The organism is Nonomuraea rubra, assembly GCF_014207985.1.
GTDB lineage: Bacteria > Actinomycetota > Actinomycetes > Streptosporangiales > Streptosporangiaceae > Nonomuraea > Nonomuraea rubra.
In genome coordinates this window covers 5756832-5780639 of the sequence record NZ_JACHMI010000001.1, presented here as the reverse complement: position 1 = coordinate 5780639, position 23808 = coordinate 5756832, and the positions used below count along the sequence as shown (strand labels likewise).

The 23808-nt window shown below is 71.2% G+C and carries 23 protein-coding genes and 1 pseudogene; 17 read left to right on the top strand and 7 right to left on the bottom strand.

What is annotated here, in order from left to right; translation table 11 throughout:
• Positions 1 to 3: 3 nt before the first annotated feature.
• The gene (locus HD593_RS26175) at positions 4 to 780 is read left to right on the top strand and encodes a CPBP family intramembrane glutamic endopeptidase (RefSeq protein ID WP_185104734.1); all 777 of its coding nucleotides are present in this window, start codon (positions 4 to 6) and stop codon (positions 778 to 780) included.
• Between the two features lie 131 nt (positions 781 to 911).
• Here HD593_RS26175 and HD593_RS26170 read toward each other — a convergent pair whose 3' ends face one another.
• Positions 912 to 1511, bottom strand: coding sequence for a TetR/AcrR family transcriptional regulator (locus HD593_RS26170; RefSeq protein ID WP_185104733.1), 600 nt, complete (start codon positions 1509 to 1511; stop codon positions 912 to 914).
• A gap of 127 nt (positions 1512 to 1638) precedes the next feature.
• Between HD593_RS26170 and HD593_RS26165 the strand changes: the two genes are divergently transcribed.
• Together HD593_RS26165 and HD593_RS26160 are read left to right on the top strand one after the other, a co-directional pair.
• Positions 1639 to 2379, top strand: a complete 741-nt coding sequence (locus HD593_RS26165) for an SDR family NAD(P)-dependent oxidoreductase (protein WP_185104732.1) — start codon at positions 1639 to 1641, stop codon at positions 2377 to 2379.
• Between the two features lie 17 nt (positions 2380 to 2396).
• Entirely contained in the window at positions 2397 to 3146 is a 750-nt protein-coding gene (locus HD593_RS26160; RefSeq protein WP_185104731.1) for an SDR family oxidoreductase, read from the top strand.
• Between the two features lie 25 nt (positions 3147 to 3171).
• Here HD593_RS26160 and HD593_RS26155 read toward each other — a convergent pair whose 3' ends face one another.
• Positions 3172 to 3630: a DUF6632 domain-containing protein gene (locus tag HD593_RS26155; RefSeq protein ID WP_185104730.1), complete on the bottom strand. Its 459-nt coding sequence runs from the start codon at positions 3628 to 3630 to the stop codon at positions 3172 to 3174.
• Positions 3631 to 3737: 107 nt separating this feature from the next.
• Between HD593_RS26155 and HD593_RS26150 the strand changes: the two genes are divergently transcribed.
• The 6 genes and pseudogenes from HD593_RS26150 to HD593_RS26130 all read left to right on the top strand — a co-directional run bounded on the left by HD593_RS26150 (position 3738) and on the right by HD593_RS26130 (position 10981).
• Positions 3738 to 4403, top strand: coding sequence for a winged helix-turn-helix transcriptional regulator (locus HD593_RS26150; protein WP_185104729.1), 666 nt, complete (start codon positions 3738 to 3740; stop codon positions 4401 to 4403).
• 252 nt (positions 4404 to 4655) lie between these two features.
• Positions 4656 to 4904 (top strand): annotated as a pseudogene (locus HD593_RS61790) (Dabb family protein); the annotation flags it as partial.
• 267 nt (positions 4905 to 5171) lie between these two features.
• Positions 5172 to 5636: a (2Fe-2S)-binding protein gene (locus tag HD593_RS61785; protein ID WP_312904449.1), complete on the top strand. Its 465-nt coding sequence runs from the start codon at positions 5172 to 5174 to the stop codon at positions 5634 to 5636.
• Positions 5633 to 6616: an FAD binding domain-containing protein gene (locus HD593_RS26140; protein ID WP_185104727.1), complete on the top strand. Its 984-nt coding sequence runs from the start codon at positions 5633 to 5635 to the stop codon at positions 6614 to 6616. Before HD593_RS61785 ends, HD593_RS26140 begins: the two co-directional genes overlap by 4 nt.
• Positions 6613 to 8811, top strand: coding sequence for a xanthine dehydrogenase family protein molybdopterin-binding subunit (locus tag HD593_RS26135; RefSeq protein ID WP_185104726.1), 2199 nt, complete (start codon positions 6613 to 6615; stop codon positions 8809 to 8811). Before HD593_RS26140 ends, HD593_RS26135 begins: the two co-directional genes overlap by 4 nt.
• Before the next feature lie 94 nt (positions 8812 to 8905).
• Positions 8906 to 10981: an ATP-binding protein gene (locus tag HD593_RS26130; protein ID WP_185104725.1), complete on the top strand. Its 2076-nt coding sequence runs from the start codon at positions 8906 to 8908 to the stop codon at positions 10979 to 10981.
• Between the two features lie 38 nt (positions 10982 to 11019).
• On the opposite strand, the gene HD593_RS26125 is transcribed toward HD593_RS26130, so the two are convergent.
• Positions 11020 to 12222 carry a hypothetical protein gene (locus HD593_RS26125; protein WP_185104724.1) on the bottom strand — a complete coding sequence of 401 codons (1203 nt, stop codon included), beginning with the start codon at positions 12220 to 12222 and terminating at the stop codon, positions 11020 to 11022.
• A 190-nt stretch (positions 12223 to 12412) separates the two neighbouring features.
• On the opposite strand from HD593_RS26125, the gene HD593_RS26120 reads away from it, so the two are divergent.
• The 7 genes from HD593_RS26120 to HD593_RS26090 all read left to right on the top strand — a co-directional run bounded on the left by HD593_RS26120 (position 12413) and on the right by HD593_RS26090 (position 18905).
• Positions 12413 to 12991: a hemerythrin domain-containing protein gene (locus HD593_RS26120; protein WP_246546729.1), complete on the top strand. Its 579-nt coding sequence runs from the start codon at positions 12413 to 12415 to the stop codon at positions 12989 to 12991.
• A gap of 257 nt (positions 12992 to 13248) precedes the next feature.
• Positions 13249 to 14547: a hypothetical protein gene (locus HD593_RS26115; RefSeq protein WP_185104723.1), complete on the top strand. Its 1299-nt coding sequence runs from the start codon at positions 13249 to 13251 to the stop codon at positions 14545 to 14547.
• Between the two features lie 132 nt (positions 14548 to 14679).
• The gene (locus HD593_RS26110) at positions 14680 to 15228 is read left to right on the top strand and encodes a YciI family protein (RefSeq protein WP_185104722.1); all 549 of its coding nucleotides are present in this window, start codon (positions 14680 to 14682) and stop codon (positions 15226 to 15228) included.
• Positions 15229 to 15308: 80 nt separating this feature from the next.
• The gene (locus HD593_RS26105; protein ID WP_185104721.1) at positions 15309 to 15998 is read left to right on the top strand and encodes a carbonic anhydrase; all 690 of its coding nucleotides are present in this window, start codon (positions 15309 to 15311) and stop codon (positions 15996 to 15998) included.
• Between the two features lie 165 nt (positions 15999 to 16163).
• Positions 16164 to 16898 (top strand): SDR family oxidoreductase, encoded by a 735-nt coding sequence (locus HD593_RS26100; protein WP_185104720.1) that lies wholly within the window; start codon positions 16164 to 16166, stop codon positions 16896 to 16898.
• 323 nt (positions 16899 to 17221) lie between these two features.
• Entirely contained in the window at positions 17222 to 18229 is a 1008-nt protein-coding gene (locus tag HD593_RS26095; RefSeq protein WP_221524965.1) for a PQQ-dependent sugar dehydrogenase, read from the top strand.
• 223 nt (positions 18230 to 18452) lie between these two features.
• A complete protein-coding gene (locus HD593_RS26090) occupies positions 18453 to 18905 on the top strand; it encodes a LuxR C-terminal-related transcriptional regulator (RefSeq protein WP_221524964.1) in 453 nt (150 codons plus the stop codon).
• Positions 18906 to 19000: 95 nt separating this feature from the next.
• Here HD593_RS26090 and HD593_RS26085 read toward each other — a convergent pair whose 3' ends face one another.
• The 4 genes from HD593_RS26085 to HD593_RS26070 are packed head-to-tail and all read right to left on the bottom strand — an operon-like array spanning position 19001 to position 22958.
• Positions 19001 to 19336, bottom strand: coding sequence for a DUF4387 domain-containing protein (locus HD593_RS26085; RefSeq protein WP_185104718.1), 336 nt, complete (start codon positions 19334 to 19336; stop codon positions 19001 to 19003).
• Positions 19329 to 20711, bottom strand: a complete 1383-nt coding sequence (locus HD593_RS26080) for an acyclic terpene utilization AtuA family protein (RefSeq protein WP_185104717.1) — start codon at positions 20709 to 20711, stop codon at positions 19329 to 19331. Before HD593_RS26080 ends, HD593_RS26085 begins: the two co-directional genes overlap by 8 nt.
• 19 nt (positions 20712 to 20730) lie before the next feature.
• The gene (locus HD593_RS26075; RefSeq protein ID WP_221524963.1) at positions 20731 to 21666 is read right to left on the bottom strand and encodes an NAD(P)-dependent oxidoreductase; all 936 of its coding nucleotides are present in this window, start codon (positions 21664 to 21666) and stop codon (positions 20731 to 20733) included.
• A gap of 11 nt (positions 21667 to 21677) precedes the next feature.
• Positions 21678 to 22958 (bottom strand): MFS transporter, encoded by a 1281-nt coding sequence (locus HD593_RS26070; protein WP_185104715.1) that lies wholly within the window; start codon positions 22956 to 22958, stop codon positions 21678 to 21680.
• A 109-nt stretch (positions 22959 to 23067) separates the two neighbouring features.
• Here HD593_RS26070 and HD593_RS26065 point away from each other — a divergent pair, with 109 nt between their 5' ends.
• Positions 23068 to 23808: a GntR family transcriptional regulator gene (locus HD593_RS26065; RefSeq protein WP_185104714.1), complete on the top strand. Its 741-nt coding sequence runs from the start codon at positions 23068 to 23070 to the stop codon at positions 23806 to 23808.

The following is a 23808-nucleotide window of genomic DNA, read 5'->3' as shown; positions in this document are numbered from 1 at the left end:
GGCATGAGAACCCTCTGGTCCGTCGTCCTCGTCATGGTCGTCATGCTGGTCCAGGCCCTCGCCGGCTCCCTCCCCGCCGCGTTGCTCCTCGATCAGGCGAACCCGCTGCGAGAGTCTCTCGGCGCGCTCGGCATCACGCTCACCGCGCTGCTGCTCGTCCACCTCATCCGCCGCTTCCCCGGCAGGCGGCCGTGGCAGGCGCTGGGCTGGCGCAATCCCTCCGGCGTCCTGCTCGGCGTGCTCGCGGGCGCCGTGCCCGTCCTGGCCGCCAACGGGCTCGCCCTCGCCATGGGAGCGTCCACGTGGGTGCCGATCGACCCATCCGTCTATGCCTGGCTGCCGCTCGCCGCCGTCATCGTCCTGCTCGGCCAGGCGTTCCCGGAGGAACTGCTCTGGCGCGGCCACCTCTTCGAGACCCTCTCGACACGGCTGTCGCCACGGGCGGTCGTGTTCATCTCCTCTGCCGGATTCGGCGTTCTGCACATCTTCTCCCAGAGCGCGGCCGACACCGTGACGGAACGGCTGCTTTACGTGGTCATGGCCGTGGCGCTCGGCTTCGCGTGCACGGCGGCGCGGGTGCGCGGCGGCGGGCTCTGGATGGCGGTCGGCGTGCACCTGGGCTTCCACCTGGGCATGCGCGTGCTGCCCCTCCAACCGGTGGACTTCGGCGTCATGCTCGTGCTGCAGACCATCACGCTCACGCTGGTGGGAGCCGTACTGCTCAGGGGCCGGAGGCCGATCTCACCTGACCCGCAGGCGGGCGAGCGGGTGGCGGCCTGACAGAACCCCTGGCGCCGGCGTGCTCTGGACGCCGGAACACGCCCGCGGCACTCGTCCCCTGATTCTGCTGGGTCACGGCGGCGGCCGGCACAAGGCGGCGCCTGGCAACTCCGGCCGGCACGTTCGGCCCTCTAAGCGCGGAGGGCGTCGATCAGGGCGTCGACGGCGGCGAGTGCGGCGGCCGTGTCGAGTCCTGCGCGGGAGACCAGGGACAGGCCCTGGACGGTGAACAGCAGGAGCTGCGCCTGGGCCTCGGGGGTGGCGGCCCGCGTGACCTCGCCATCGGCCTGCGCGCGCCGCAGGGCGTCGGCGACGATCCGGGTGAAGCGGGCGTGCGAGCGGGCGACGATGTCGCGGGCCTCGGCATCGTGCGGGACCAGCTCGGCGGTGGTGTTGCCGATCATGCACCCTTGCGGGACACCGGCGTCGGAGGCGTATTCGTGTGCCCGGGCCGGGTTGGCGAGCACCTCGCGCAGCGCCGGCAGCACCGGCCCGGCCGCCAGCGCCGTGACCAGTTCGCGTTCGTAGGTGTCCCAGTACAGCTGGACCGCCGTCAGGTAGAACTGCCGCTTGTCGCCGAAGGCTGCGTACAGGCTGCCCCGCTCCAGGGCCAGCGCGTCGACCAGGTCCTGGATGGAGGTCTCTCCGTAGCCCCGGGACCAGAACAGCAGGAGCGCGCGCTCCAGGGCCTGCTCCTTGTCGAATGCGCGGGGGCGTCCTGTCCGTGCCATGTGCCCATCGTACGACTTTTTGACCGCTCGCACGAAAGTGCCGTACGGTGACGGGCGAGAACTTCTTGAACGACCGCATGAAAGTTGGCGGGCGCGGAAGCGCGCCCAACGGAGAAGGCAGCACGACATGGACTTCAACGGCAAGACGGCACTGGTCACCGGATCGGGCGCCATCGGCGGCCTCGGGCACGCGACAGCGAGGATCCTCGCCGCCCGCGGGGCTGACGTGATCATCACTGGCACGGACCCGGACCGCGGCGCCCAGGTCGTGGACGACGTGCGCGAGAGCGCGACCGGCACCGTGCGCTTCATCCCCGCCGACCTGGCCGACCCGCAGGCCGTGCGGCGGCTGGCCGAGGACGCCGGGGCGGTGGACGTCCTCGTCAACAACGCGGGCATCGTCCCGTTCAGCGCGACCGCCGACCAGGACCTCACCGCCTACGACGCCGCCTTCGCGGTCAACGTGCGCGCGCCGTTCATCCTGGTCGCGCAGCTCGCGCCGAAGATGGCCGCCGGCGGGGGCGGCAGCATCGTCAACGTCAGCTCCACCGCGGCCGGCCTGGGCATGCCGCCGATGGCGGTCTACGGCGCCACCAAGGCAGCGCTGGAGTCCCTGACCCGCACCTGGGCGGCCGAGTTCGCCGGGTCGAACGTGCGCGTCAACGCCGTGTCACCCGGCCCGATGACCACCGCCAAGGTGGTGGCGGCCATGGGGCCGGACCTGGGCGGCATGGGCCTGACGACCGCGCTCAAGCGCACCGCCGGCCCGGCCGAGGTCGCCCAGGTCATCGCCTTCCTCGCCGGCGACCAGGCCAGCTACGTCACCGGCGCCGTCGTGGCCGCCGACGGCGGCCGGACCGCGATCTGATGAGGAGTATGAGGTCAATGGGTCGTCTGACAGGAAAGCACGCACTCATCACAGGCGGGACGGGCGGCATCGGGCTGGAGACGGCCCGGCAGTTCCTCGCCGAGGGAGCGGCCGTCGCGATCACCGGCCGCTCGCGGGAACGGCTGGACGAGGCCGCCCGGCAGCTGGACGGCCCGGTGCTGCCCATCCTCAGCGACGCCGGCGACGTACCCGGCCAGGCGGCACTCCTGGCGCGGCTGCGCCAGGAGTGGCCGCGACTCGACATCGTGATGAGCAACGCCGCCGACGTCACCCATCTCCCGATCGAGCAGTGGACCGAGGAGGCGTTCGACAGGCTCGTCGCCACCAACCTCAAGGGACCGTTCTTCCTGATCAAGGCGTTGCTGCCGCTCCTGTCACGGCAGGCCTCGGTCATCCTCGTCGGCTCGGTCTCGGCCTTCGTCGGGCACGAGAACGCGGCCGTCTACGGTGCCGCCAAGGCGGGCCTGCTGTCCTTGTCCCGCGGGCTGACCTATGAGCTGAGGGACCGGGGCGTCAGGGTCAACGGGCTGAGCCCGGGGCCGACCCGTACGGACACGTTCAAGCCGCTCGGCCCCGAGCGGCAGGCCGCCATCTACGACGAACTCGAGAAGACCGTGCCCCTCCATCGCCTGGGGACCGCCACCGAGCTGGCGAAGGCAGCCGTCTATCTCGCCTCGGACGAGTCCGCCTACACCGCGGGCACCGTGCTGCGCGTCGACGGCGGCATCGGGGAGCTCGCGTACTGAGCGCCCGCACTGTCCGGACAGGCGGTCATCCGGCCGCCGCCCGGCGGGAGGGCCGGAGCAGGAAGATGCCGAGGGCCAGGATCAGGACGAACGGGATGTCGGTCAGGAACTTGCTCCAGTAACGATCCAGATCCATGGCCGCCTGTCCGGCCATGAGCAGCCCGTGCGCCAGGTTGGCCCACATCGTGAAGGACAGGAACGATCTGTTGGCGAGCGGATTCCGGGCCGCCACCAGGAGGAACACGCCCCACACGATGTAGATCGCGAACAGCATGGGCGGCACGTGGGCATGCTCGTGGCCGGAGCTGACGTCGTTCCAGATCGTCCAGTTCAGCGGGCCGCCGGCTTCCGCCAGGAGGGGCGTGCGCACCAGGAAGCCGAGGAAGAGCGGCACGAAGATCGCTAGTGACAGCACGCCGTAAACGCGCAGGAACGTGGCGAGGGCGCGCAGCTTGCGATCTTGTTTTGGGTCTTGGACGTCCATGTTGAATCTCCCGAGTCGCCATTGCATGGTCGGACACTACAACTCGCTAGTTGGAAAAAACAACTAGAAGGATGGATTGACGGATCTCCGCTGGTAAAGTGGGTGGCATGGTGGGCAAGCGGAGGTACGGCGACGGGTGCGCGATCGCGCACGCCCTCGAACTCGTGGGAGAGCGCTGGGCGCTCCTGGTGGTGCGGGAGCTGATCCTCGGGCCCAAACGTTTCACGGACCTGCGCGCCGGGCTGCCGGGGGTCAGCGCGGACGTCCTGACCCAGCGCCTGCGCGAGCTCGGGGAGGCGGGCATCGTGCAGCGCCGCAAGCTGTCCCCGCCCGCCGGCTCCTGGATCTACGAGCTCACCAGCTGGGGCGCCGAGCTGGAGCCCATCATCACCGACCTCGCCCGCTGGAGCAGCCGCTCCCCCGCACTGCCGGACGACCTGCCGCTCAGCGCGGATTCCGCCGCGCTGTCACTGAAGGCCCTGTACGCGTCCACCGACGGTGAAGCGCTCGACCTCACCGTCGGCTTGCGGCTCGGCGAGCACCATTTCCTGGTGCGGATGGACGCCGACCGTCTCCAGCTGACGCGCGTCGAGTCCATCCCGGAACAGCTGGACCTGGTCATCGAGACCAGCCCGCAGACCCTGGCCGCGGTGCTCGGCCGGGCCCGCTCCCTCGACGACGTTCTCGCCGGGGGCGACCTCACGCTGACCGGGTCGCGGGCCACCGCCGACCGCTTCCTTCGCCACTTCCCGGCCCCGGAGCCGGCCGTCTGACGTTCAGCACGTCAAGGACGAGCTGGGCGCGGCGTGCGGCTCGGCCGCCGCTGGCCTCGCGCAAGGAGATACGGCGGGCTCCGGGGCGGAAATAGGTGATTTTCACCGATGCGGACGTCATGCCCCCGACGCGAGCCTGATGGTCTGACCACATCTCCAGCGAACACCGCTATCACATCTTTGTTAGCACGCCTTGATTCGTGATTGCTGCTAACTAAATACTGTTAACAGCACTAGCGACGAGGGGACGCGATGATCTATCACGGCAGCCGGTTCACCTTCAGAGCGGACACGACCCCGCGACAGCGGACGGAGGCTCTCAAGAGCCTGCGTGACCAGGGCAAGGCCATCCCCTCGGTGAGATCCTTCGCCGTCGGCCGCGACCACGCCGGCGAGTACGAGTGGGCCGCCGTCTTCGCGATCGAGGACCTGGACGGCTACCGCGCGTTCCTCACGCACCCCGCCCGCCGCCGCGCCGACGAGATCGCGCTGCCGCTGGTCGCGGACGCCGTCTCGTCCATCGAGACCGACGACCCGGACCCGGAGGCGGGCGCGAAGATCACCGAACTGCGGCAACGACTCCTGGAGGTCCCGGTGGAACACGATCCCTTACCTGACAGGCCCGCGCACACCCGCCGCACGGTGCTCAAGGCCATCGCGGTGACCGCCGCGGGCACGGCCGCGGCCGGGACGGGCGTCGGCGCAGCTCCAGCCGCCGCCCGGACCGCCGCCACCGCCCAGGCGTTCGCCGTCGCTCCCGGGGCGTCGGTGGAGGTCGCTCTGACGGTCAACGGGCAGGCGCGCAAGGTCGTCCTGGAGCCGAGGGTGACGCTGCTGGACGCGTTGCGCGAGCGGCTCGGCCTGACCGGCACCAAGAAGGGCTGCGACCGGGGTGAGTGCGGGGCGTGCACGGTGCTGGCCGACGGCGAGCGGGTCAAGTCGTGCCTGACGCTGGCGGTGATGCGGCAGGGGGCCGAGATCACCACAGTGGAGGGGCTGGCGCGGGGCGAGGAGCTGCACCCGGTGCAGGAGGCGTTCATCCGGCACGACGCTTTCCAGTGCGGGATGTGCACGCCCGGCCAGATCATGTCCGCGGTGGCCTGCATCGACGAGGGGCACACGGGTTCCGAGGCGGAGATCCGCGAGTGGATGAGCGGGAATCTGTGCCGGTGCGCGGCGTACCAGAACATCGTCGCCGCCGTCGCCGACGCCGCGAAGGAGGTGCGGCGATGAGAACCTTCGGCTACACGGTCGCGGGCAGCCCGGCCGAGGCCGTGCGGGTCGCCGCGAGCACGCCCGCGTCGACGTTCGTGGCGGGCGGCACCGATCTGCTGAACCTCATGCGGGACGGCGCGGAGGCCCACGATCAGCTCGTGGACGTCAACCACCTCGGCCTCGACGAGGTCGCCTTCGACTCCAGGAGGCTGCGCGTCGGCGCGGCGGCCCGGATGCGGCAGGTCGCCGAGCACTCCAGGGTGCGGCGGGAGTTCCCCATGCTGTCGGAGGCGCTGCTGGCCTCGGCGTCCCCGCAGGTCCGCAACATGGCCTCGATCGGCGGGAACCTGTTGCAGCGTACGAGGTGCGGGTACTTCCGCGACCCGGCCTCGCCGTGCAACAAGCGGGAGCCGGGCAGCGGCTGCCCGGCGATCAACGGCCACCACCGCGGGCACGCGATCCTCGGCGGCAGCGACGCCTGCATCGCCACGCACCCCTCGGACCTGGCGGTGGCGCTGACCGCCCTGGACGCGACCGTGCACCTGCTCGGCCCCGGCGGCGAGCGCGCCGTCCCCATCGCCGGCTTCTACCTCCTGCCCGGGGCCACCCCGGACCAGGAGACCGCGATGCGCCCCGGCGAGCTGATCACCCGGGTGGACGTGCCGCGTACCGCCCTCGCCGGGCGGTCGCGCTACCTGAAGCTGCGCGACCGGGCCACGTTCGAGTTCGCGGTGGTGTCGGTGGCCGCCGCGCTGCGCACCAGCGGGCGCGTGGTGCGGGACGTACGGCTGGCGTTCGGCGGGGTGGGCACCCGCCCGTGGCGGGACACCCGCGTCGAGGCCGCGCTGCGCGGCCGGCCGCTGACCGCGCAGGCGATCGCCGAGGCGGGCCGGCTCCTGGTCGCGGACGCCGCGCCGCGCGAGGGGAACAGGTTCAAGGTCGAGCTCGTCCAGCGGGCGCTGACGAGCATCCTCAACGAGCTGGGAGGGCTCCGATGAGCATGCTGGTGGGGCAGGGCGTGGAACGGGTGGACGGCCGGGCGAAGGTCACCGGCGCCGCCCGCTACGCCGCGGACAACGAGGTGCCCGGCGCGCTGCACGGCTTCCTGGTGATGAGCACGATTGCCCGCGGCGAGGTCGTGGAGATCGACACCAGGGCGGCGCTGGCGCATCCCGGCGTCGTCGCGGTCTACACACACAGGGACATGCTGCGGTTGACAGTGCCGGATTTTCCGTACAACAGGCCTTTCATCCCCATGCAGGACGCGCGCGTGCACCACAGCGGGCAGCCGGTCGCGTACGTCGTGGCCCAGACCCTGGAGCAGGCGCAGGAGGCCGCGAACCTGGTGCGGGTGAGTTACCGGGCGGAGGCTCCGGTAGCCCGCATGGCGGACGTGCTCGACGAGGCGTTCCTGCCGGAGAAGTTCCGCAACAGGAACAACGAGGACGGCCGCGGCGACGCCGCCGCCGCGTTCGAACAGGCCGAGGTGCGCGTCGACCGGACGTACAGCAGCCCGATGCAGCACCACAACCCGATCGAGCCGCACACCACGACCGCCGTCTGGGAGGACGGCACGCTGACCCTGTACGAGAGCACCCAGGGCGTGGTCTTCACCCGCAACATGGTGACGCAGGCTTTCGCCGGCACCGACAGTCCTCCCAAGAGCGTCAGGGTCGTCTCGCCCTACCTGGGCGGCGGCTTCGGCGCCAAGGGCCCCACCTACCCGCACACGCTGCTCACCGCGGCGGCGGCACGCCTGGCCGGCCGGCCGGTGAAGCTGGTGCTGTCACGCGCGCAGATGTACACCTCCAACGGTCACCGCGCCGAGTACCGCCACCACCTCCGGCTCGGCGCCACCCGCCAGGGCCGCCTGACCGCCATCTCCGACACCTCCACGGCGCAGGTCACCCGCCTGGACGGCCGCATCTACAACGGCAGCGACTCCACGCTCCACCTGTACGCCTGCCCGAACGTCCGCGTGCGGCAGCTCGGCGTGCGGCTGGACCTGCCGACGTCCAGCTACATGCGCTCGCCGGAGACCACCGCGCACTTCGGCCTGGAGACCGCGATGGACGAGCTGAGCTACGAGCTCGGCCTCGACCCGGTGGAACTCCGGATCCGCAACCACACCGAGGTCGTCCAGCCGACCGACGCCAACGGGCAGACCGAGCGGCCCTACGGCGGCAAGCACCTGCTGGAGTGCTACCGGGCCGCGGCCGAGGCGTTCGGCTGGGCCCGGCGCAACCCCAGGCCGGGCACGATGAGGGACGGCGACGAGTACGTCGGCTGGGGCATGGCCACGGAGACCCACACCTATGGCCACATCCCGTCCACGGTCCGCCTCACCATCGGCCTCGACGGGCGGGCGACCGTGCGGGCGGCCACCCAGGAGATCGGCACCGGCACGTACACCGTGCTCAGCCAGGTCGCGGCCGACGAGCTCGGCCTGCCGCTCGGCCACGTCACGACGCTGCTCGGCGACACCGCGTACCCCGACGCGTCGCTGTCGGCGGGGTCGTCCACGATGCCCAGCGTGGTGGGCCCGGTGTCCGAGGCGGCGAAGAGCGCGAAGGCCGCCGTGATCGCGCTCGCCATCGCCGACCCGCGCTCCCCGCTGCACGGCGTGCCCGCCGCGGAGGTCGTGGCCGAGGGCGGCCGCCTGTTCCTCCGCGGCGACCGCGACCGCGCCGACACCTACCGCGAGGTCGTGACCCGCCATGGCCAGGAGGTCGACGTCACCGGACGCAAGCCCAACACGGGCGGGCACTCGTTCGGCGCGGTGTTCCTCGAGGTGCGGATCCAGCCGAGAGTGGGCAGGCTGCGCGTGACCCGCGTGGTGACCGCGCACGACCTGGGCCGCGTGCTCAACCACCGCACCGCGCGCGGGCAGGTCATCGGGGGCGTGACCTGGGGCATCGGGTTCGCGCTGATGGAGCACACGATGGTGGACCCGGTCACGGCGCGGGTCGTCAACCCCAACCTGTCCACCTACCTGGTCCCGGTCTGCGCCGACACGCCGTCGGTGGAGGCGTTGTTCGTGGACCAGCCGATCTCGGACAGCCAGGCACTCGGCGCCCGCGGCTTCGGCGAGACGCCGGGCACCGGCGTGCCCGCGGCCATCGGCAACGCGATCTACCACGCCATCGGCCGCCGGCTCCGGGACGTCCCCTTCACCCAGGACAAGCTGCTCTGACCCCTGCCGCACCTGTTGTGGACGCGTAGGACTTGCCGTGGTGTTCGGAGGGGGATCAGGGGAAATGTCATCGGGGAGCAGTAACCAGCCCGAATTGCTGGGATCACGCCTGGAAGCAGCCCGCGAACAGGCCTTCGTCGGACGCGAGGAAGAGATCGCACTGTTCAAAGCCGCACTGTACGGCGGCGGCTGCAACGTCCTCTACGTCCACGGCCCCGGCGGCATCGGCAAATCCGCCCTCCTCCGCCGCTTCGCCCACGAAGCCACCCTCGCCGGCCGGCCCGTCACCACCCTCGACGGCCGCACCCTCGAACCCTCCCCCACCGCCTTCGCCACCGCCTTCGCCACCGCCTTCGCCACCGCCTTCGCCACCCACGCCCAACCCGCACCCGGCCACCCCGACCCCATCCTGCTCATCGACAACTTCGAACGCATCCAAGCCCTCGAAAGCTGGCTCCGCGAACGCTTCCTGCCCCACCTGCCCCTGACCGCCCTCGTCGCCATCGCCGCACGCAACCCCCCCGACATCCGCTGGCAAGCCGACCCCGGCTGGACCACCGCCCTGACCATCCTCCCCCTGCACGACCTGCCCCCCACCGACGCCCAAGCCCTCCTGGACTCCTGCGCCGTCCCCCCCGACCTACGCGACCCCCTCCTCACCTTCGCCGGCGGCCACCCCCTCGCCCTCCTGCTCGGCGCCGCCGTCGCCATCAAAGACGGCCACGCCAGCACCCGCTGGACCCCCCACCACAACGTCGTCGCCACCCTCCTGGACCAACTCGTCGGCGAACTCCCCACCCCCGCCCACCAACACGCCCTCGAAATCTGCGCCCACGCCCACCTCACCACCGAAACCCTCCTCCGCGCCGCCCTCCCCCACGACGCCCCCCACCTGTTCCGCTGGCTCCGCCACCTGCCCTTCATCGAATCCAGCCCCCACGGCCTCCTCCCCCACGACCTCGTCCGCGAACTCCTCGACACCGACCTACGCTGGCGCGACCCCGACGGCTACACCACCATGCACAACCGCATCTACACCCACCTCGCCGACACCATCCGCACCACCACCGACACCGACGTCCTGCCCGCCGTCGCCTCCCTGCTCTACCTCCACCGCAACCACCACACCCCCACCCACCACCACCATCAGGAAGGCCATCAGGAAGGCCAATTCCAGGAAGACACCCTCCACCCCCACGACCTCGGCACACTCCTGCGCCTCGCCACAACAGCCGAAGGCCCCGCCTCCGCCCGCACCGCCGCCCACTGGGCCGCACACCACCCCGAAGCCTTCCGCCTCTACCGGCGCACCGAAACCGGCGAACTCGTCGCCTTCTCCACCTGGCTCCGCCTCACCGAACCCGACGACCACCACCTCACCGCCGACCCCATCGTGGCCGCGGCGTGGACGCACGCACGCGCCACCACCCCGCTGCGCGCCGGCGAACACCTCGCCATCAGCCGCCTGTGGGTCCTACCGCAACACCGCGACACCTCCCCCGTCCTCGACCTCATCCAATCGCGCATCATCGGCAACTGCCTCCGCGCCGAACGCATGGCCTGGTCCTACATCGCCATCCGCCGCCCCAACCGAGCCTGGACCGAACACCTCCAGCGCTACGGCATGCGCACCATCCCCGCCCAACCACGACTCGACAACACCCCCTACACCCTGTTCGTCCACGACTGGCGCGCAGTACCGGCACACACCTGGCTCGACCGCATGAACCGCCTGCTCCTCGGCCGCACCACCGACACCCCCGACCCCACCACCTCAGACCTGGCAGTCCTGTCCCAGACGGAATTCACCGAAGCCGTCCGCAAAGCACTCCGCCAGCTCCCACGACCCGGCGCCCTGGCCACCTCCCCCCTGGCCCGCACCCGCCTCATCGCCGACCAAGCACCGCAGGATCCGGGCACGGCACTCAGCGACCTGCTCCGCCAAGCCATCGACGACCTACGCGAAGACCCACGCTCAGCCAAACTCCACCGAGCCCTGTCCATCACCTTCCTGCACGGCACCCCCACCCAGGAACTCGCCGCAGAACAACTCGGCCTGCCCTTCACCACCTACCGCCGCCACCTCACCACCGGCATCGAACGCATCTGCACCGACCTCTGGCACCGGGAACTCCACGGCGCCGACGTGCCGGCGCACCAGTCAACCTGAATGGGGCGAAGGCACGCCGGCTCGAGGCAGCCGCACCGTCAGCGTTGCATCTGCAGGCTGTGAACGGGGTGCTCGCCCTCGGTCTGCAGCCGGTACTCCTCGCCGGACTTGGCGCGGTTGTCGTCGATGACCCGCTCGGAGGGCGCCTTCTCGCCGCCCATCAGCGCCTCCTGCATCTTCTCGAACCGCTCGTGGGCCTCCTGGACGTACCCGGTGCCCAGCGTGGTGTAGTCGATCTGGGTGGCGATCAGCTCGCGCAGGTAGGACTTGTTCGGCTCGAACGTCACCGGGGCGGGCAGCTCGGGCGCGCACACCTGCTCGGGGTCCCGGCCGTCGTGCTTCTTGAACAGTTCGGCGGCCAGCCGCAGGTGCTCCAGCTCCATGTTCAGGTGCAGCTCCCAGACGTTCTTCACCTTGGGGTCGGACTCGGTCTCCATGAACGAGTGGTACAGGTAGCACTCGTTGTACTCGTGGTTGAGCAGCATCTCCCACCAGCTCTCGCCCGGATCGACCAGCGACTCGTAGTGGGTGACGTGCTCCTCCTCGATGAGGCCGATCTCCTGGTAGAGCTGCCGGGCGATCGGCTCCATGTAGGTGGGGCCGACGTTCATGTAGAAGTTCATCGTCTGCTGCTCGGCCGACATGATCGTCAGGGCGTGCAGCTTGCTGATCGGCGCGGTGTTCTCGCGGTCGTAGGGCTCGCGCACGTTGTCCATCGGGTCGCGGTGGTGCAGGTACGTGGGGCGGCCCGGCATGACCTCGGTGAGCTGGTCGACGATCTTCTCGGCCTTGCGGTGCTCGATCATCTCGTACAGGTTGGCGTACCGGTAGAGGTGGTCGAAGTCCTCCAGGACGCCGAACTGGTAGGCCTGCTGCAGGTACCGGTCCGGCTCCATCCGCGCGACCCAGGCGGTCAGGTCCACCGCCACCTGCTCGTACGCGATCGTGGTCTCCAGGACGGAGGCCAGGCCGGGCAGCAGCCAGTTGACCGCCTTCTGCTGCTGCGCCTCGATGTAGCGCACCCGGGCGAGCTGCTGCTTGATCTCCAGGTCGGGGCAGTGGCGGGCGAGCTGGTGGCTGAACAGGATGGCCTCCACCTCGATCCCGTTCATGGTGATGATCCGGCAGCGCGTGTACGGATCGGCGTGGTCCGGATCGATCGGCGTGACGTTCAGCTCCCGCCAGTTCCGCAGTTGCTTGTCCAGCGGGATGCCCCGCTCACGCAGTGGATTGAAGGTCATGTGCGTCCGCTCCTTCGCGGTCGGAAACATGCGATGTGCCCGCCTACCCGAAGCTTCCCGGCCCAACCTCTGGCCGCCCCCGTGTGAAGGCCCGGACTCGGTAAGGATCCCGGCGGCCTTCACGCACCCCAGGCGTGTTCCAGGTTCTGCCGGGTAGGCCACGCCCGTACCCGGAGAAGGAGGAAGATCCATGACCAGAACCGCGCCGGAAACCATGGCCGAAACGGACGTCATCGACCTGCTGCTGGCCCAGCACGCGATGATCAGGGACCTGTTCGACGAGGTCGAGCAGGCGCCAGCCGGCCAGCGTGGGGAGGCGTTCACTCGCCTGGTACGGCTGCTCGCGGTCCACGAGACCGCCGAGGAGGAGATCGTCCACCCCTACGCCCGCCGCAAGATCGACGGCGGCGACGGCGTGGTCGACGACCGGCTCGAAGAGGAGAACCAGGCCAAGGAGCTGCTGTCGCGGATGGACCAGGCCGGCCCCGACGCGCCCGACTTCATGGACAACCTCCTGATGCTGCGCGCCGCCGTGGAGGCGCACGCCCGCAGCGAGGAGCGGTACGAGTTCACCCAGCTTCGCGGCCACACCACCGAGGCCGAGCGCCGCAGCATGGCCGTCGGGGTCAAGGCCGCCGAGGCCATGGCACCCACCCACCCGCACCCCGGCACCGAGTCGGCCACCAAGAACGTGCTGGTCGGCACCCCGGTCGCGATGATGGACCGGGCCCGCGACGTCATCCGCAAGGCCATGGGCAAGAACCCCTGAGGACCAGGGCAGCTCAGCCGACCGTCATCGTCCTGGACACGACCGCCGGGAACGGGGCGGGCGCGCCGGCACATGATCGGCTTGGCGCTGCGGGAGCAGGGGAGCGAAGGGGCCGTGGCAGACGACGTCATCACCCTCATCAAGGCCGATCATCGCAGGGCCGAGGAGTTCTTCGCCGAACTGGCCGTTCCTGACCGGCGGCACGCCGCGGTTCTCGGCCGCGCCCTGCCGTACGCATCCGGAGAGGACGTGATCCCGTGGCATCGGCCGAGCGGAGGCTGCTGGGCCTCTGGTGGCCCACGGCACTGGGCGCGTCGATGCTGGTCCTGGAGATCCCCATCGTCTACGCCGCCGCGGCGCGCTCGACCGGCGGCCCGCAGGTGCTGGCGGCGATGGGCATCTGCGTCGCGATCCTGGTCGTGGTCAACTCCCCCGGGCTGGCCATCACGCCGCTCGCCGTCACCGCGTACAGCCGCCATTCCTGGCAACGGCTGCGCCGCCAGGCGCTGCTGACGGGTCTGGCGGCCGCCCTCGTCCTGGTCGCGCTGGCCACCCTGCCGCCGCTGGTCGCACTCGTGCGGCTGGCCTTCGACCCCGACGCCGTGCTGCTGGGCCACATCCGCGCCGGACTGCTCGGCCTCGCGCCCAACGCCCTCGGCGTGGCCCTGCGCCGCTACCTGCACGGACGGTTGATCGTCACCGTACGGACCCGGCCGATCGCCTCGGCCACCGCCCTGCGCATCCTCGGCACCCTCGCCCTGGCCTGGGCGGGTACGGCGCTCTGGCCCCAGCACGGAGCGCTGGTCGCCGGGCTGGCGCTGTCGGCCGGAGCCTTCACCGAGGCCGCCTGCCTGGCTGTGATCGCCCGCGCGCTTCCCGGCGAGCCGCCACCCGGGCCGAGCCCGTACATCGAGCTGATCCGCCGCCATGCCGACGTGTCGGCGGCGCGCCTGCTCGTCATGGCCCCGATGCTCGTCACCACGATCGCCGTCGCGCACTCGGCCCGCTCGGCGGCCTCCCTGGTGGTCTGGCCCGCGCTGTACGAGCTGGCGATGCTCTTCGCCTCTCCCACCAGCGACTGGGAATCCGTGGCCGCCGGTGCGCTCCGCAAGCAGCCGCGCGGTAGCGCGGCCCGGCGCGTGACCGTCCGGCTCGCTGTCGCGTTCACCTGCGTGCTCGTCCTGGTGCTGGCGACCGGGCCGGCCCATGTCTACCTGCGCGGCCTGCTGGCGGTGCCGGCGGAGCTGGCGTCGTTCGCCCTGACCTGGTCGTGGCTGCTGGTTCCCGTCCCCGCGTTGTGGCTGGTACGCGGCTACCTGCGCGGTGCCGTCATGGCCGCCGTCGCCACCGGCTGGCTGACGGTGGCGAGCCTGGCCCATGGCGTCGCCCTCCTCGCCTGTGCCGCGGCGCTGGCGGCCACCACCATGCCGGGTCTGGCCGTCGCCGGTGCCGCCGTCGTGGCGGGACTCTTGATCGACGTGGCCATGACCGGCTACGGTGCGTTCCGCTCGTCCACGCCGGGCCGCGCCGTACTCCCCCTCCGCCGTCGCGCCTGACCCGGTCTGCCGTCCCTGCCCGCTGCGGCTCGACGCCCGCGCCATCGCCTCGACCAGCTCTTCCTTACGCATCTGGAGGATCGCCCATGGCTCGGAATGGAGCCGTGCTGCGGTGCATGGTAGGTACTCGGCATGGAGTTCTTCTGTTATCACCGCGATCGTCCTGGTTCCGCGAAGTTGCGTGACGAGCTGCTGGAAGAGCACTGGTCCTACATGGACCGGTACGCGGCGGAGCTGATCGCCCGTGGCCCGACCTTCGTCCGCGGTGGCGACACGGCCACCGGCAGCGTGCACATCGTCGACCTGCCCGATCTGGCCAGTGCGCGGGCGTTCGTCTTCGACGAGCCCAACTATCAGGCCGGTGTGTACCGGGACGTCGTGTTGCGCCGATGGCGCAACACGCTGGGGCGCACCATGTGGGATTTCCCCGGCGGCAGGGACGGCGGCCATCGTTATCTGGTGCTGGGCCTCGGCTCCGGGCAGGCCGCCGACCTGGTCCCGCCGCCCGACGGGGACGAGCTGATCGCGTACGGGCCGCTGCTGTCCGACGACGGCGGCACCTGGCTGGGTACGGCGGTGCTGGTGCGGGCGCCGGACCCGGATGCGGCACGGGCCGTCCTGACCCTGGACCGGTACGCCGACATCGAGGTCCACGATTGGGAGTTCGGCGGGCGACGGTAGCGAGCGGTTGGCAGCTAACCGCCCGGCTGACGGGTGAAGCAGGCGCTTGTCAGATCTGCAGAATACTGCATACTGCATACATGCCGAACAAGATCTACAGTCGCCGTACCATGTTGGGCGCCACCGGCCTGGCGGCCGGAGGGCTGCTCTTAGACGGCGGGGCGGCACACGGCCGGACGCGGGACGCCCGCCGCCCCGCCGCCCCCGACGAGGCCTGGGCCAAGCTCAGGGAAGGCAACCGGCGCTGGGCCGCCGGCGCCGCCGCCCACCCCCACCAGGACCAGGCCAGACGGGCCGAGGTCGCGCAGAAGCAGGACCCGTACGCGGTGGTCGTCTCCTGCATCGACTCCCGGGTAGGACCGGAACTCATCTTCGACGCCGGGCTCGGGGACCTGTTCAGCGTGCGGAGCGCCGCCCAGACGATCGACCCGCTCGTGTCGGGAGCCATCGAGTACGGACCGGTCGAGCTCGGCACCCCCTTGATCGTGGTACTCGGTCACCAGCGCTGCGGAGCGGTGACGGCCGCCGCGCACGCGCTGAGCGAGGGCACCAGGCTCCCCGGCGATCTCCAGCGCATCGTCGAGGACCTGCGCCCCGCCTACAAGAGCGCCCGCGGCGACGTGGACAGGATGATCAGGATCCACACCAGGCGTACCGTGGCCGAGTTGAAGGACGGCAAGCTGCTCGGCCCCCGCATCGCCCGTGGCCGGCTCAAGATCGTGGGCGCCTACTACTCCCTCGACACCGGGCTGGTCTCCCGAGTGGTCTGACGGCACCCCGGCGGCGCGCAAACACGCGGCCGGCCGGGACGGACTCCCGGCTGCGCGGCATGTCCTCCATCGGGTCACCTCCACACTGCTGCTAACAGATCCTTGTTAGCGTTGTATTTCCAATGCTAACGTAAGGCTGTTAGCAAGCAGTCGTGGAGGAAGTTCATGAGTACCGCATCGCGCATCGCCATCGTTACCGGAGGCTCGCGGGGAATCGGCCGCGCCGTCGCCTCCCGGCTCGCCGCCGCAGGGCAGGACGTCGCCGTCGTGTACGCGTCCAACGCCAAGGAGGCGGACGCCGCCGTCGGCGAGATCGAGGCGGCCGGCGCCCGAGGGATCGCGCTGCGGGCCGACGTGGCCGACGAGGGCGAGGTCGCCGCCGCGTTCGACGCCGTCGAGCAGCGCCTCGGGCCCGTGGACGTCGTGGTGAACGCGGCAGGTGTGATGGCGCTGCGGCCGATCCGCGAGCTGGACCTGACCGAGCTGGACCGGCAGTTGCGCGTCAACGTACGGGGCACGTTCGTCGTGGCCAAGGTGGCCGCGCGCCGCATCCGGCCGGGTGGCGCCATCGTCGCCTTCTCCACCAGCGTCACCCGCCTGCACCTGCCGGCCTACGGCGCGTACGCCGCGAGCAAGGGGGCGGTGGAGGCCCTCGTCCCGATCCTCGCCAAGGAACTGGGCGAGCGCGACATCACGGTCAACGCGGTGGCGCCGGGCCCGACGGCCACGGAGCTGTTCTTCGACGGCAAGTCGCAGCAACTCATCGACCGGATCGCCGGTCTGAGCCCGATGAACCGTCTCGGCACCCCGCAGGACATCGCGGAGCTCGTCACCTTCCTGGCCGGCCCCGGCCGCTGGGTCAACGGCCAGACCGTCTTCGCCAACGGCGCGGCCGCATGACCTCGCCTACGACGCCCGTACTGGACGACAGGCTCGTCCTGCCGGCGGTTGCAGCACCGATTCGCCAGGTAGCGGCACGAACCGGGGACGTCGAGCCGTTCCTCGCCCGGCGCGCCCGAACACCATGAAGGGACAGATCAGCCATGCTTCTCAGCTCCTGTACCGGCCGCCGCCTCGGTGTCGCCGCCGCCCTCGGCGTCCTGGTCTCGCTGCCGGGGTGCGCGCCACCGGAGCCCCGCGCGTCACAAGACCCCGCGTCACAGAACAGCGCGTCACAGAACAGCGCGTCACAGAGCAGCGCGTCACAGAGCAGCGCTGCCCAGGTGACGCGTGGCCTGGTCCCCGGGGAGGTCACCGAGATCGCCCGCGGTTTGGCCATGCCGTGGGGCCTGGCGTTCCTCCCGGACGGCTCGGCGCTGGTGTCCGAGCGGTCGTCGGCGCGGATCGTGCACATCCCGCAGGGCGGTGACCCCGTGCCGGTCGGCACGGTTCCCGGCGTCGAGGTGAGCGCCGAGGGCGGCCTGCTCGGGCTGGCCGCGTCACCGTCGTTCGACCGGGACCGCACCATCTACGCATACGTGTCGGCCTCGCCCACCAACCGCGTCGTGGCGCTGCGCCTGGCCGCCGATCTGCGTTCCCTGCGCCAGGACCGGGTCGTCCTGGAAGGGATCGAGACCGCCGACCGCCACCACGGCGGGCGCCTGCGCTTCGGGCCGGACGGCAACCTCTGGATCGGCACCGGTGACGCCTTCTCGCCCGAGAACGCGGCCGACGACAGGTCGCTGAACGGCAAGATCCTGCGGATCCGCCCCGACGGATCCATCCCGGCGGACAACCCCTCGGGAACCGCCATCTACTCCAGCGGCCATCGCAACGTGCAGGGCATCGCGTTCGGCCCGGACGGCACCGCCTACGCATCCGAGCTCGGCCACCGCGCCTGGGACGAGCTGAACGTCCTGCGCCCGGGACGCGACTACGGCTGGCCCGAGTCCGAAGGCCGCAACGGCGCGCACGGCGAGCGCCCGCTCTTCACCGTCCATCCCGACGACGCCTCGCCGTCCGGCATCGCCGTCGCGGGCGGGGCGGTCTGGATGGGGGCGCTCGGCGGGCAGCGGCTCTGGCGCCTGCCCGTCAACGGTCCGCAGGCGGACGGCGACCCGGTCGCGTACTTCTTCGAACGTTACGGACGGATTCGCACGGTGGAGCCGGCACCCGACGGCTCACTGTGGATCACGACCTCCAACACCGACGGAGCGACGTGGGGCGGCACCGCCGCCCGCCCCGGCGACGACCGGATCCTGCGCGTCGAGCTCGTCCGCCCCGCCTCCTGACCCGCCACCGCCCTTCCTCCGAACGGAGGGAGCACACCGTGGCCACCGTCCTCATCACCGGAGCGGCCACCGGCCTCGGCCACCGCTGTTCCGGCCTGTCCCCGCGAAACACACGGGGCTCCATGTGACATCTGTATCTGTTTGTCCTGGCCGCCAGAGGTGCAGGGTTGGATCTCACTCACCCACTCGACAGGGAGCCAACCATGACCCGGCCCACGCGAGCGTGCGGATCACGCGCACCTACCCGACCACCGCCGAGCACGTCTGGCAGTTGTGGACCACCCCCGGGGGCATCGCCTCCTGGTGGTCACCGGACGGCTTCACCGTCGAGGTCGGCAAGCTCGACCTGCGGCCCGGCGGCGATCTCGTCTACACGATGACCGCCACGGCGCCGGAGCAGATCGCGTTCATGGAGAGCCACGGGATGCCGCTGAGCACCGAGTCCCGCAAGAAGTTCGTCGCCGCCGCCCTGGAAACCGGCAGCAGCCCGCTCACCCCACGCGAGACCGAGGTCCCGCGCGCCGCCGCCACGGGCAACCGCGTCGCCCAGATGGCCAGCGATCTCTCGCTGTCGCACGCCACCGTACGCAACTACCTGTCGAACGCGATCAGCAAGGTGGGGGCCCGCAACCGCATCGACGCGATCCGCATCTCCCGCGATGCCGGCTGGCTCTGAATCCCGTCCCGCGAAGTCTGGCGCCGATGCGGCGTCCGGCAGGGCGGGCGGGTGCGCGGCGTACGCCGCACCGGCAAGGACACCCGCCGGGGTCGTCAGCGATCACGGCCTGACGGGCGCCCGACCGGCAGGCGCGCGAGCGGGACGTGGTGCTGGCCGGCGTGCATGTCGCGGTCCCGGAGCGAGCCCTGGCTGATGGGACGCGGAAAGGAGATCTTCACGACGTTCAGCGACGGGATCCGGAAGATCTGGACCGTGCTCTCCTCGACCCGGTAGAGCCCGGCGATCACCCGCTCGTTCAGGAAGGACTCGTCCGCGGCGATCCGGTAGCCGTCGGCGTCGCGCATGAAGAGCTCCATGGTGACCCAGAACGGGCCAGCGTTCTTGGACCGGACCTCGTGGGCGAGATCCGCCAGGGTGGTCTCAGACATCGGCGCCCTCTGCCATCTCGATGCGGAACAGGCTCGTCGGGTCGTCGCAGTCGACGACGTGGTTCAGCACGAACTCGTACGCCGCGCCGCGCTCGACCTCGGCCGGCGAGGACGCGAACGCGAGGCTCGGCAGGTAGTCCATCGCGGGCGTCGGCAGGTGCAGCATCAGCGGGTTGGCGACCTTGGCGATCGCCGTGGCCGTGGCCTGGTCGGGCGCGTTGACCAGCAGCATCACGCCCACCTCCCGCGGCGGCCCGGTCTCGGGCTCGAGGTCGCCCAGCACCGCGTTGTGGCCGTAGAGGCGCAGGTCGAAGGCGTACTCGTGGTCCGCCAGTTCGAGCGTCTGGCCCACCCGGTGCTTGATCATCGTGCGCATCAGGTCCGCCCAGGCGTCGAGGTCGGCGAGGATGAGCGGGTCCCGGATCGCGGTGAACGACATGGTCTCGTAGCCGGTGATCCGGGCGCCCTCCAGCTTGATCGTGTACTGGTCGGCGACGTGGAACCTCGACCCCTCGACGCGGACGATCCGGTCGTCGACCGCCGTGTACCGCGCGTCCCGGACGTCGAGGGTGCCGTCGGGCTCGCGCATCTCGAACGGGTTCGCGGTCTCGTAGAGCATGTGGGCGGCCACCGAGATCGGCGTGCACGACACCTTGGGGTCGAGCGGTTCGATGGTGAAGCCGTCCGCGTCGATGGTGGCCAGGACGCCGCCCGCGCGCGGGTTGCCGGTGCACTGGCCGCCGCACTCGACGATCTTGGCGGCGTGCCAGGCCGGCCCGGCGGGCAGGCCCTTCATGAGCGGGTAGGCGGCGGCCACCGCGGTGTCGGTGGCCCGGCCGGCGAGCACGACCTGGGCGCCGGCGCGGAGCGCCGCGACGATCGGTTCGTGGCCCATCGCGCCGACGATGTGGGTGCAGCTCTCGAGGGTCTCGGCGTGCAACGGCCCCAGCGGGGGCAGCGGGTGGATCCGGCCCGCGTCGAGGTGCTCCTTCAACCGGGCCGCGTTCTGCTCGCTGTAGATCCGGGCGACCTTCAGGTTCAGGCCCTCCTGCGCCATCACCTCGGCCGCGATGCCGGCGACCCAGTCGACGCCGCTGTCGGTCCCGCTCGTGCCGCAGGAGCCCACGATCACGGGGATGCCCGCGCCCGCCGCGGCCGTCAGCAGGCTGCGCAGGTCGCGTGCCACCGCCTTGGCCGTCGTCTTCGGGGTCGCGGAGCCGAGGTAGTAGGGGCCGGAGTCGGTCGATCCGGCGTCGATGCTGATGACGTCGGCGCCCAGCGCGAGGCCGCGCTCGATGGTCGCGTGGTCCCAGCCCGCGCCGAGCATGCCGCTCGGCGACAGGACCCGGACCGGCTTGACGGGTTGGCTGTCCATGTCCCTCTTTCTCTCGGTGTCAGTTCACCCGGAACCGTGCCCGGCCTTCGAGCGCCGCCACGAGCTCCTCGGCCCCCCGGCGCCCTGCGGCGGCGCGGGCTTCGGCGGTCTGCCCGGCCAGGTGGGAGTAGACGACGATGCCTTCGACGCCGCGCAACGGGCTGCCGGGCGGGAGCGGCTCCTCGCTCACGACGTCGAGTGCGGCGCCCGCGATCTGTCCCGCCCGCACGGCGGCGACGAGCGCGTCCTCGTCGACGATGGGGCCACGCGCCGTGTTGACCAGCAGCGCGGTCGGCTTCATCCGCTCGAACGCCGCCTCGCCGAGCAGTCCTCGGGTGCGTTCCGTGAGCGAGGTGTGCACCGAGACGTAGTCGGCGGTGGCGAGCAGTTCGTGCAGGCCGACGAACGCGACCGAGGGATCGTCGCGCAGCCGCGCCGGTACCCGGGTGGAGCAGATCACGCTCATGCCGAAGGCGCGGGCCAGCGGCACGAGCGCCCGCGCCGACGCGCCGTAGCCGATGAGCCCGAGGGTCGATCCACGCAGTTCGCGTCCGTCCGCACGCGGCCAGGCGCCCTGGGCCACGCCGTGTGCGGACTGCACGAGACGGCGGGCGCCCGCGAGCAGCAGGCCCATGGTGTACTCGGCGACGGCGTTGGCGTTGATGCCGGGCAGGTTGCTCACGCTGATCCCCAGCCGGGCCGCGGCGGCGACGTCGATCGAGTCGTAGCCGACGCCTGTCCGCACGATGGCCCTGAGCCCCGGCGCGCGGGCGAGGACGCCGGCTGTCAGCGGTTCGTTGGCCACCAGCGCGGCGTCGATCCCGGCGAGCGCCGCCACGAGCTGTTCGGGGTCGCGCCGGCCGGTCATGGGCAGGTGGTCGGTCTCCAGCCCGGAGAGCCTCAGGAACTCGTCGACCTCGTCGCCGGGGCGGAGGTAGTCCGTGGTGATCAGCACGCGGGCCGCCGTCACAGCGCACGTCCGGAGGAGGAGCGTCGCTGCAGGACGCTGACGCGCGCGACCGTCAGCACCGCGACGACCGCGATGATCGCGACGTGGATCATCAGCAGGGACCAGCTCGTCAGGTCGACCATGCCGCCGACCACCGCCGGGCCGAGGAAGCCGCCTCCCACCCATCCGACGGTGTAGAGCCCGGTGTAGGTCCCCACCACTCCGTCGGACGGGGAGAGGTTCCACAGCACGACGACCGCGTTGACCAGGAACGAGGACGCGCCCGCCGCCGCGACGCACAGGCCGGCCACCACGCCGGTGGGCGTCTGGATCACGGTGCCGAGCACCAGGCCGGCCGCGAACACCGCCATCCCGGCCATCATCACGCGCAGCCGGCCGAAGCGCTCCGCGAGCACCGCCACCGGGTAGGCCGCCACGATGAAGGCCACCCCGCTGGGCAGGGTCAGCCCGCCCGCCTCGCCGCGGGACAGGCCCAGCACCTCCATGCCGTACGGCGTGACGAGCGCCCGGGAGGCGGCCCACGCACCGCCGAACAGGAGGATGGACACGATGAGCAACAACCTGCTGCGGTCCGGGTCGCGCACGATGTCGAGCACGACGTCCCTGACCCGCACCCGCGCGTTCGCCGACGCCGTGCCCTGCCGCCGCCGGTCCTCCTCCAGTGCCGTCCGGTAGGCCGGGGACCGGCTGTCCCGCAGCTTCGCGGCGAGCAGGACCACGGACGCCACCATCAGGACGGAGGGAATCGCGAACGACAGTCTCGGGAAGTCGTCGATCAGGAAGATGCTGATCAGCGCCGCGGCCATCACCGTGAGGCTCGACGCGATCTTGACCGCCGCGTTGGCCCTGCTCCGGCGCTGCGGCGGGATGAAGTCGGGAAGCAGGGACTCGGCGATGGGCTTGAACGAGTTGGCGACCAGCGCGTAGGCGAACATCACCACGACCAGCAGGGGTAACGCGCCCGCGGCGTACGGGATGGCGAGGAACAGCAGCGCCGCCAGCGGCATCCCGGCGACGAGGTACGGGATCCGTCTCCCCCACGACGTGCGGGTGTTGTCCGACCGGTTGCCCATCCACGGCTGGATGAAGATGCCGAGCAGGTTGTCCATCCCCATGAGCAGGCCGATGAGCGCGGCGCTGCCGAGGTGCTCGCGGAGCAGCGGCGGCACCTGCGAGTCGTAGAGGTTCCAGGTCGACTCCTGCGCGAAGACCGCCAGGGAGACGAGGAAGGTGACGCGTCCCGCTCGCGTGGGCTGCCCGCTCATCGTCGTGGACATGGACACCTTCCCTTCAATCCGCCGTTGTGGCGCGCACCACAGTAGGTTTGCTATAGCAACACAGTCAATAGTTGCAATGGAGGTTTGCCATGGCAGATAGACTGATCACATGGCGGATGAGACGTTGAGGGGCCGGACGGCCGACACCCTGGCCGACCGCGCGTACCGCGCCATCCGCGACGCGATCACGATCGGAGAGCTGCGTCCCGGCCAGAAGGTCACCGAACGGGGGCTCGCCGAGCGGTTGTCGGTCAGCCCCACGCCGGTCCGCGAGGCCATCCGGCGCCTGGAGCAGGACGGCCTGCTCGAGCGGACGGGCCCGCGGACGGTGCAGGTGGCCACGTTCGGCGACGTCGCCATCCAGGACCTCGCCGAGGTCGAGGTGGCCCTGCGCGGGATGGTGGCCCGCTTCGCCGCCCGGCACGCGTCCCCAGAGCAGCTGGACCAGCTCGACGCCGTCCTCGACGAGGCCGACGACCTGCTGATCCTCATCAAGCAGCGCCAGAAGGCCGGGCAGGAGCTGTCACGGCACCTCGGCCGGCTGCTCGACGCCATGCAGCGCTTCAACGAGGTCGTCGAGTCGTGCGCCGGCAACCCGGTCCTCGTGCGCCTGCTCGACCAGACCAGGGTGTTCTCGTGGCCGGAGCGACGGGCCAGGCTGATCGAGCGGATCAGCCACGACGCCGAGTTCGGCCTGCACCGCTACACGAGCCATCGCGCGCTCGTCCGGGCGTTGCGGGCGCGCGACCCGGCGGCGGCCGAGGCGCTGGTGATCGAGGACGCACGTGGCGGGCTCGGGGACCTGCTCGCCGCACCCACGACCCCGGCGACGGCCCCCGCCCAGCCCTGA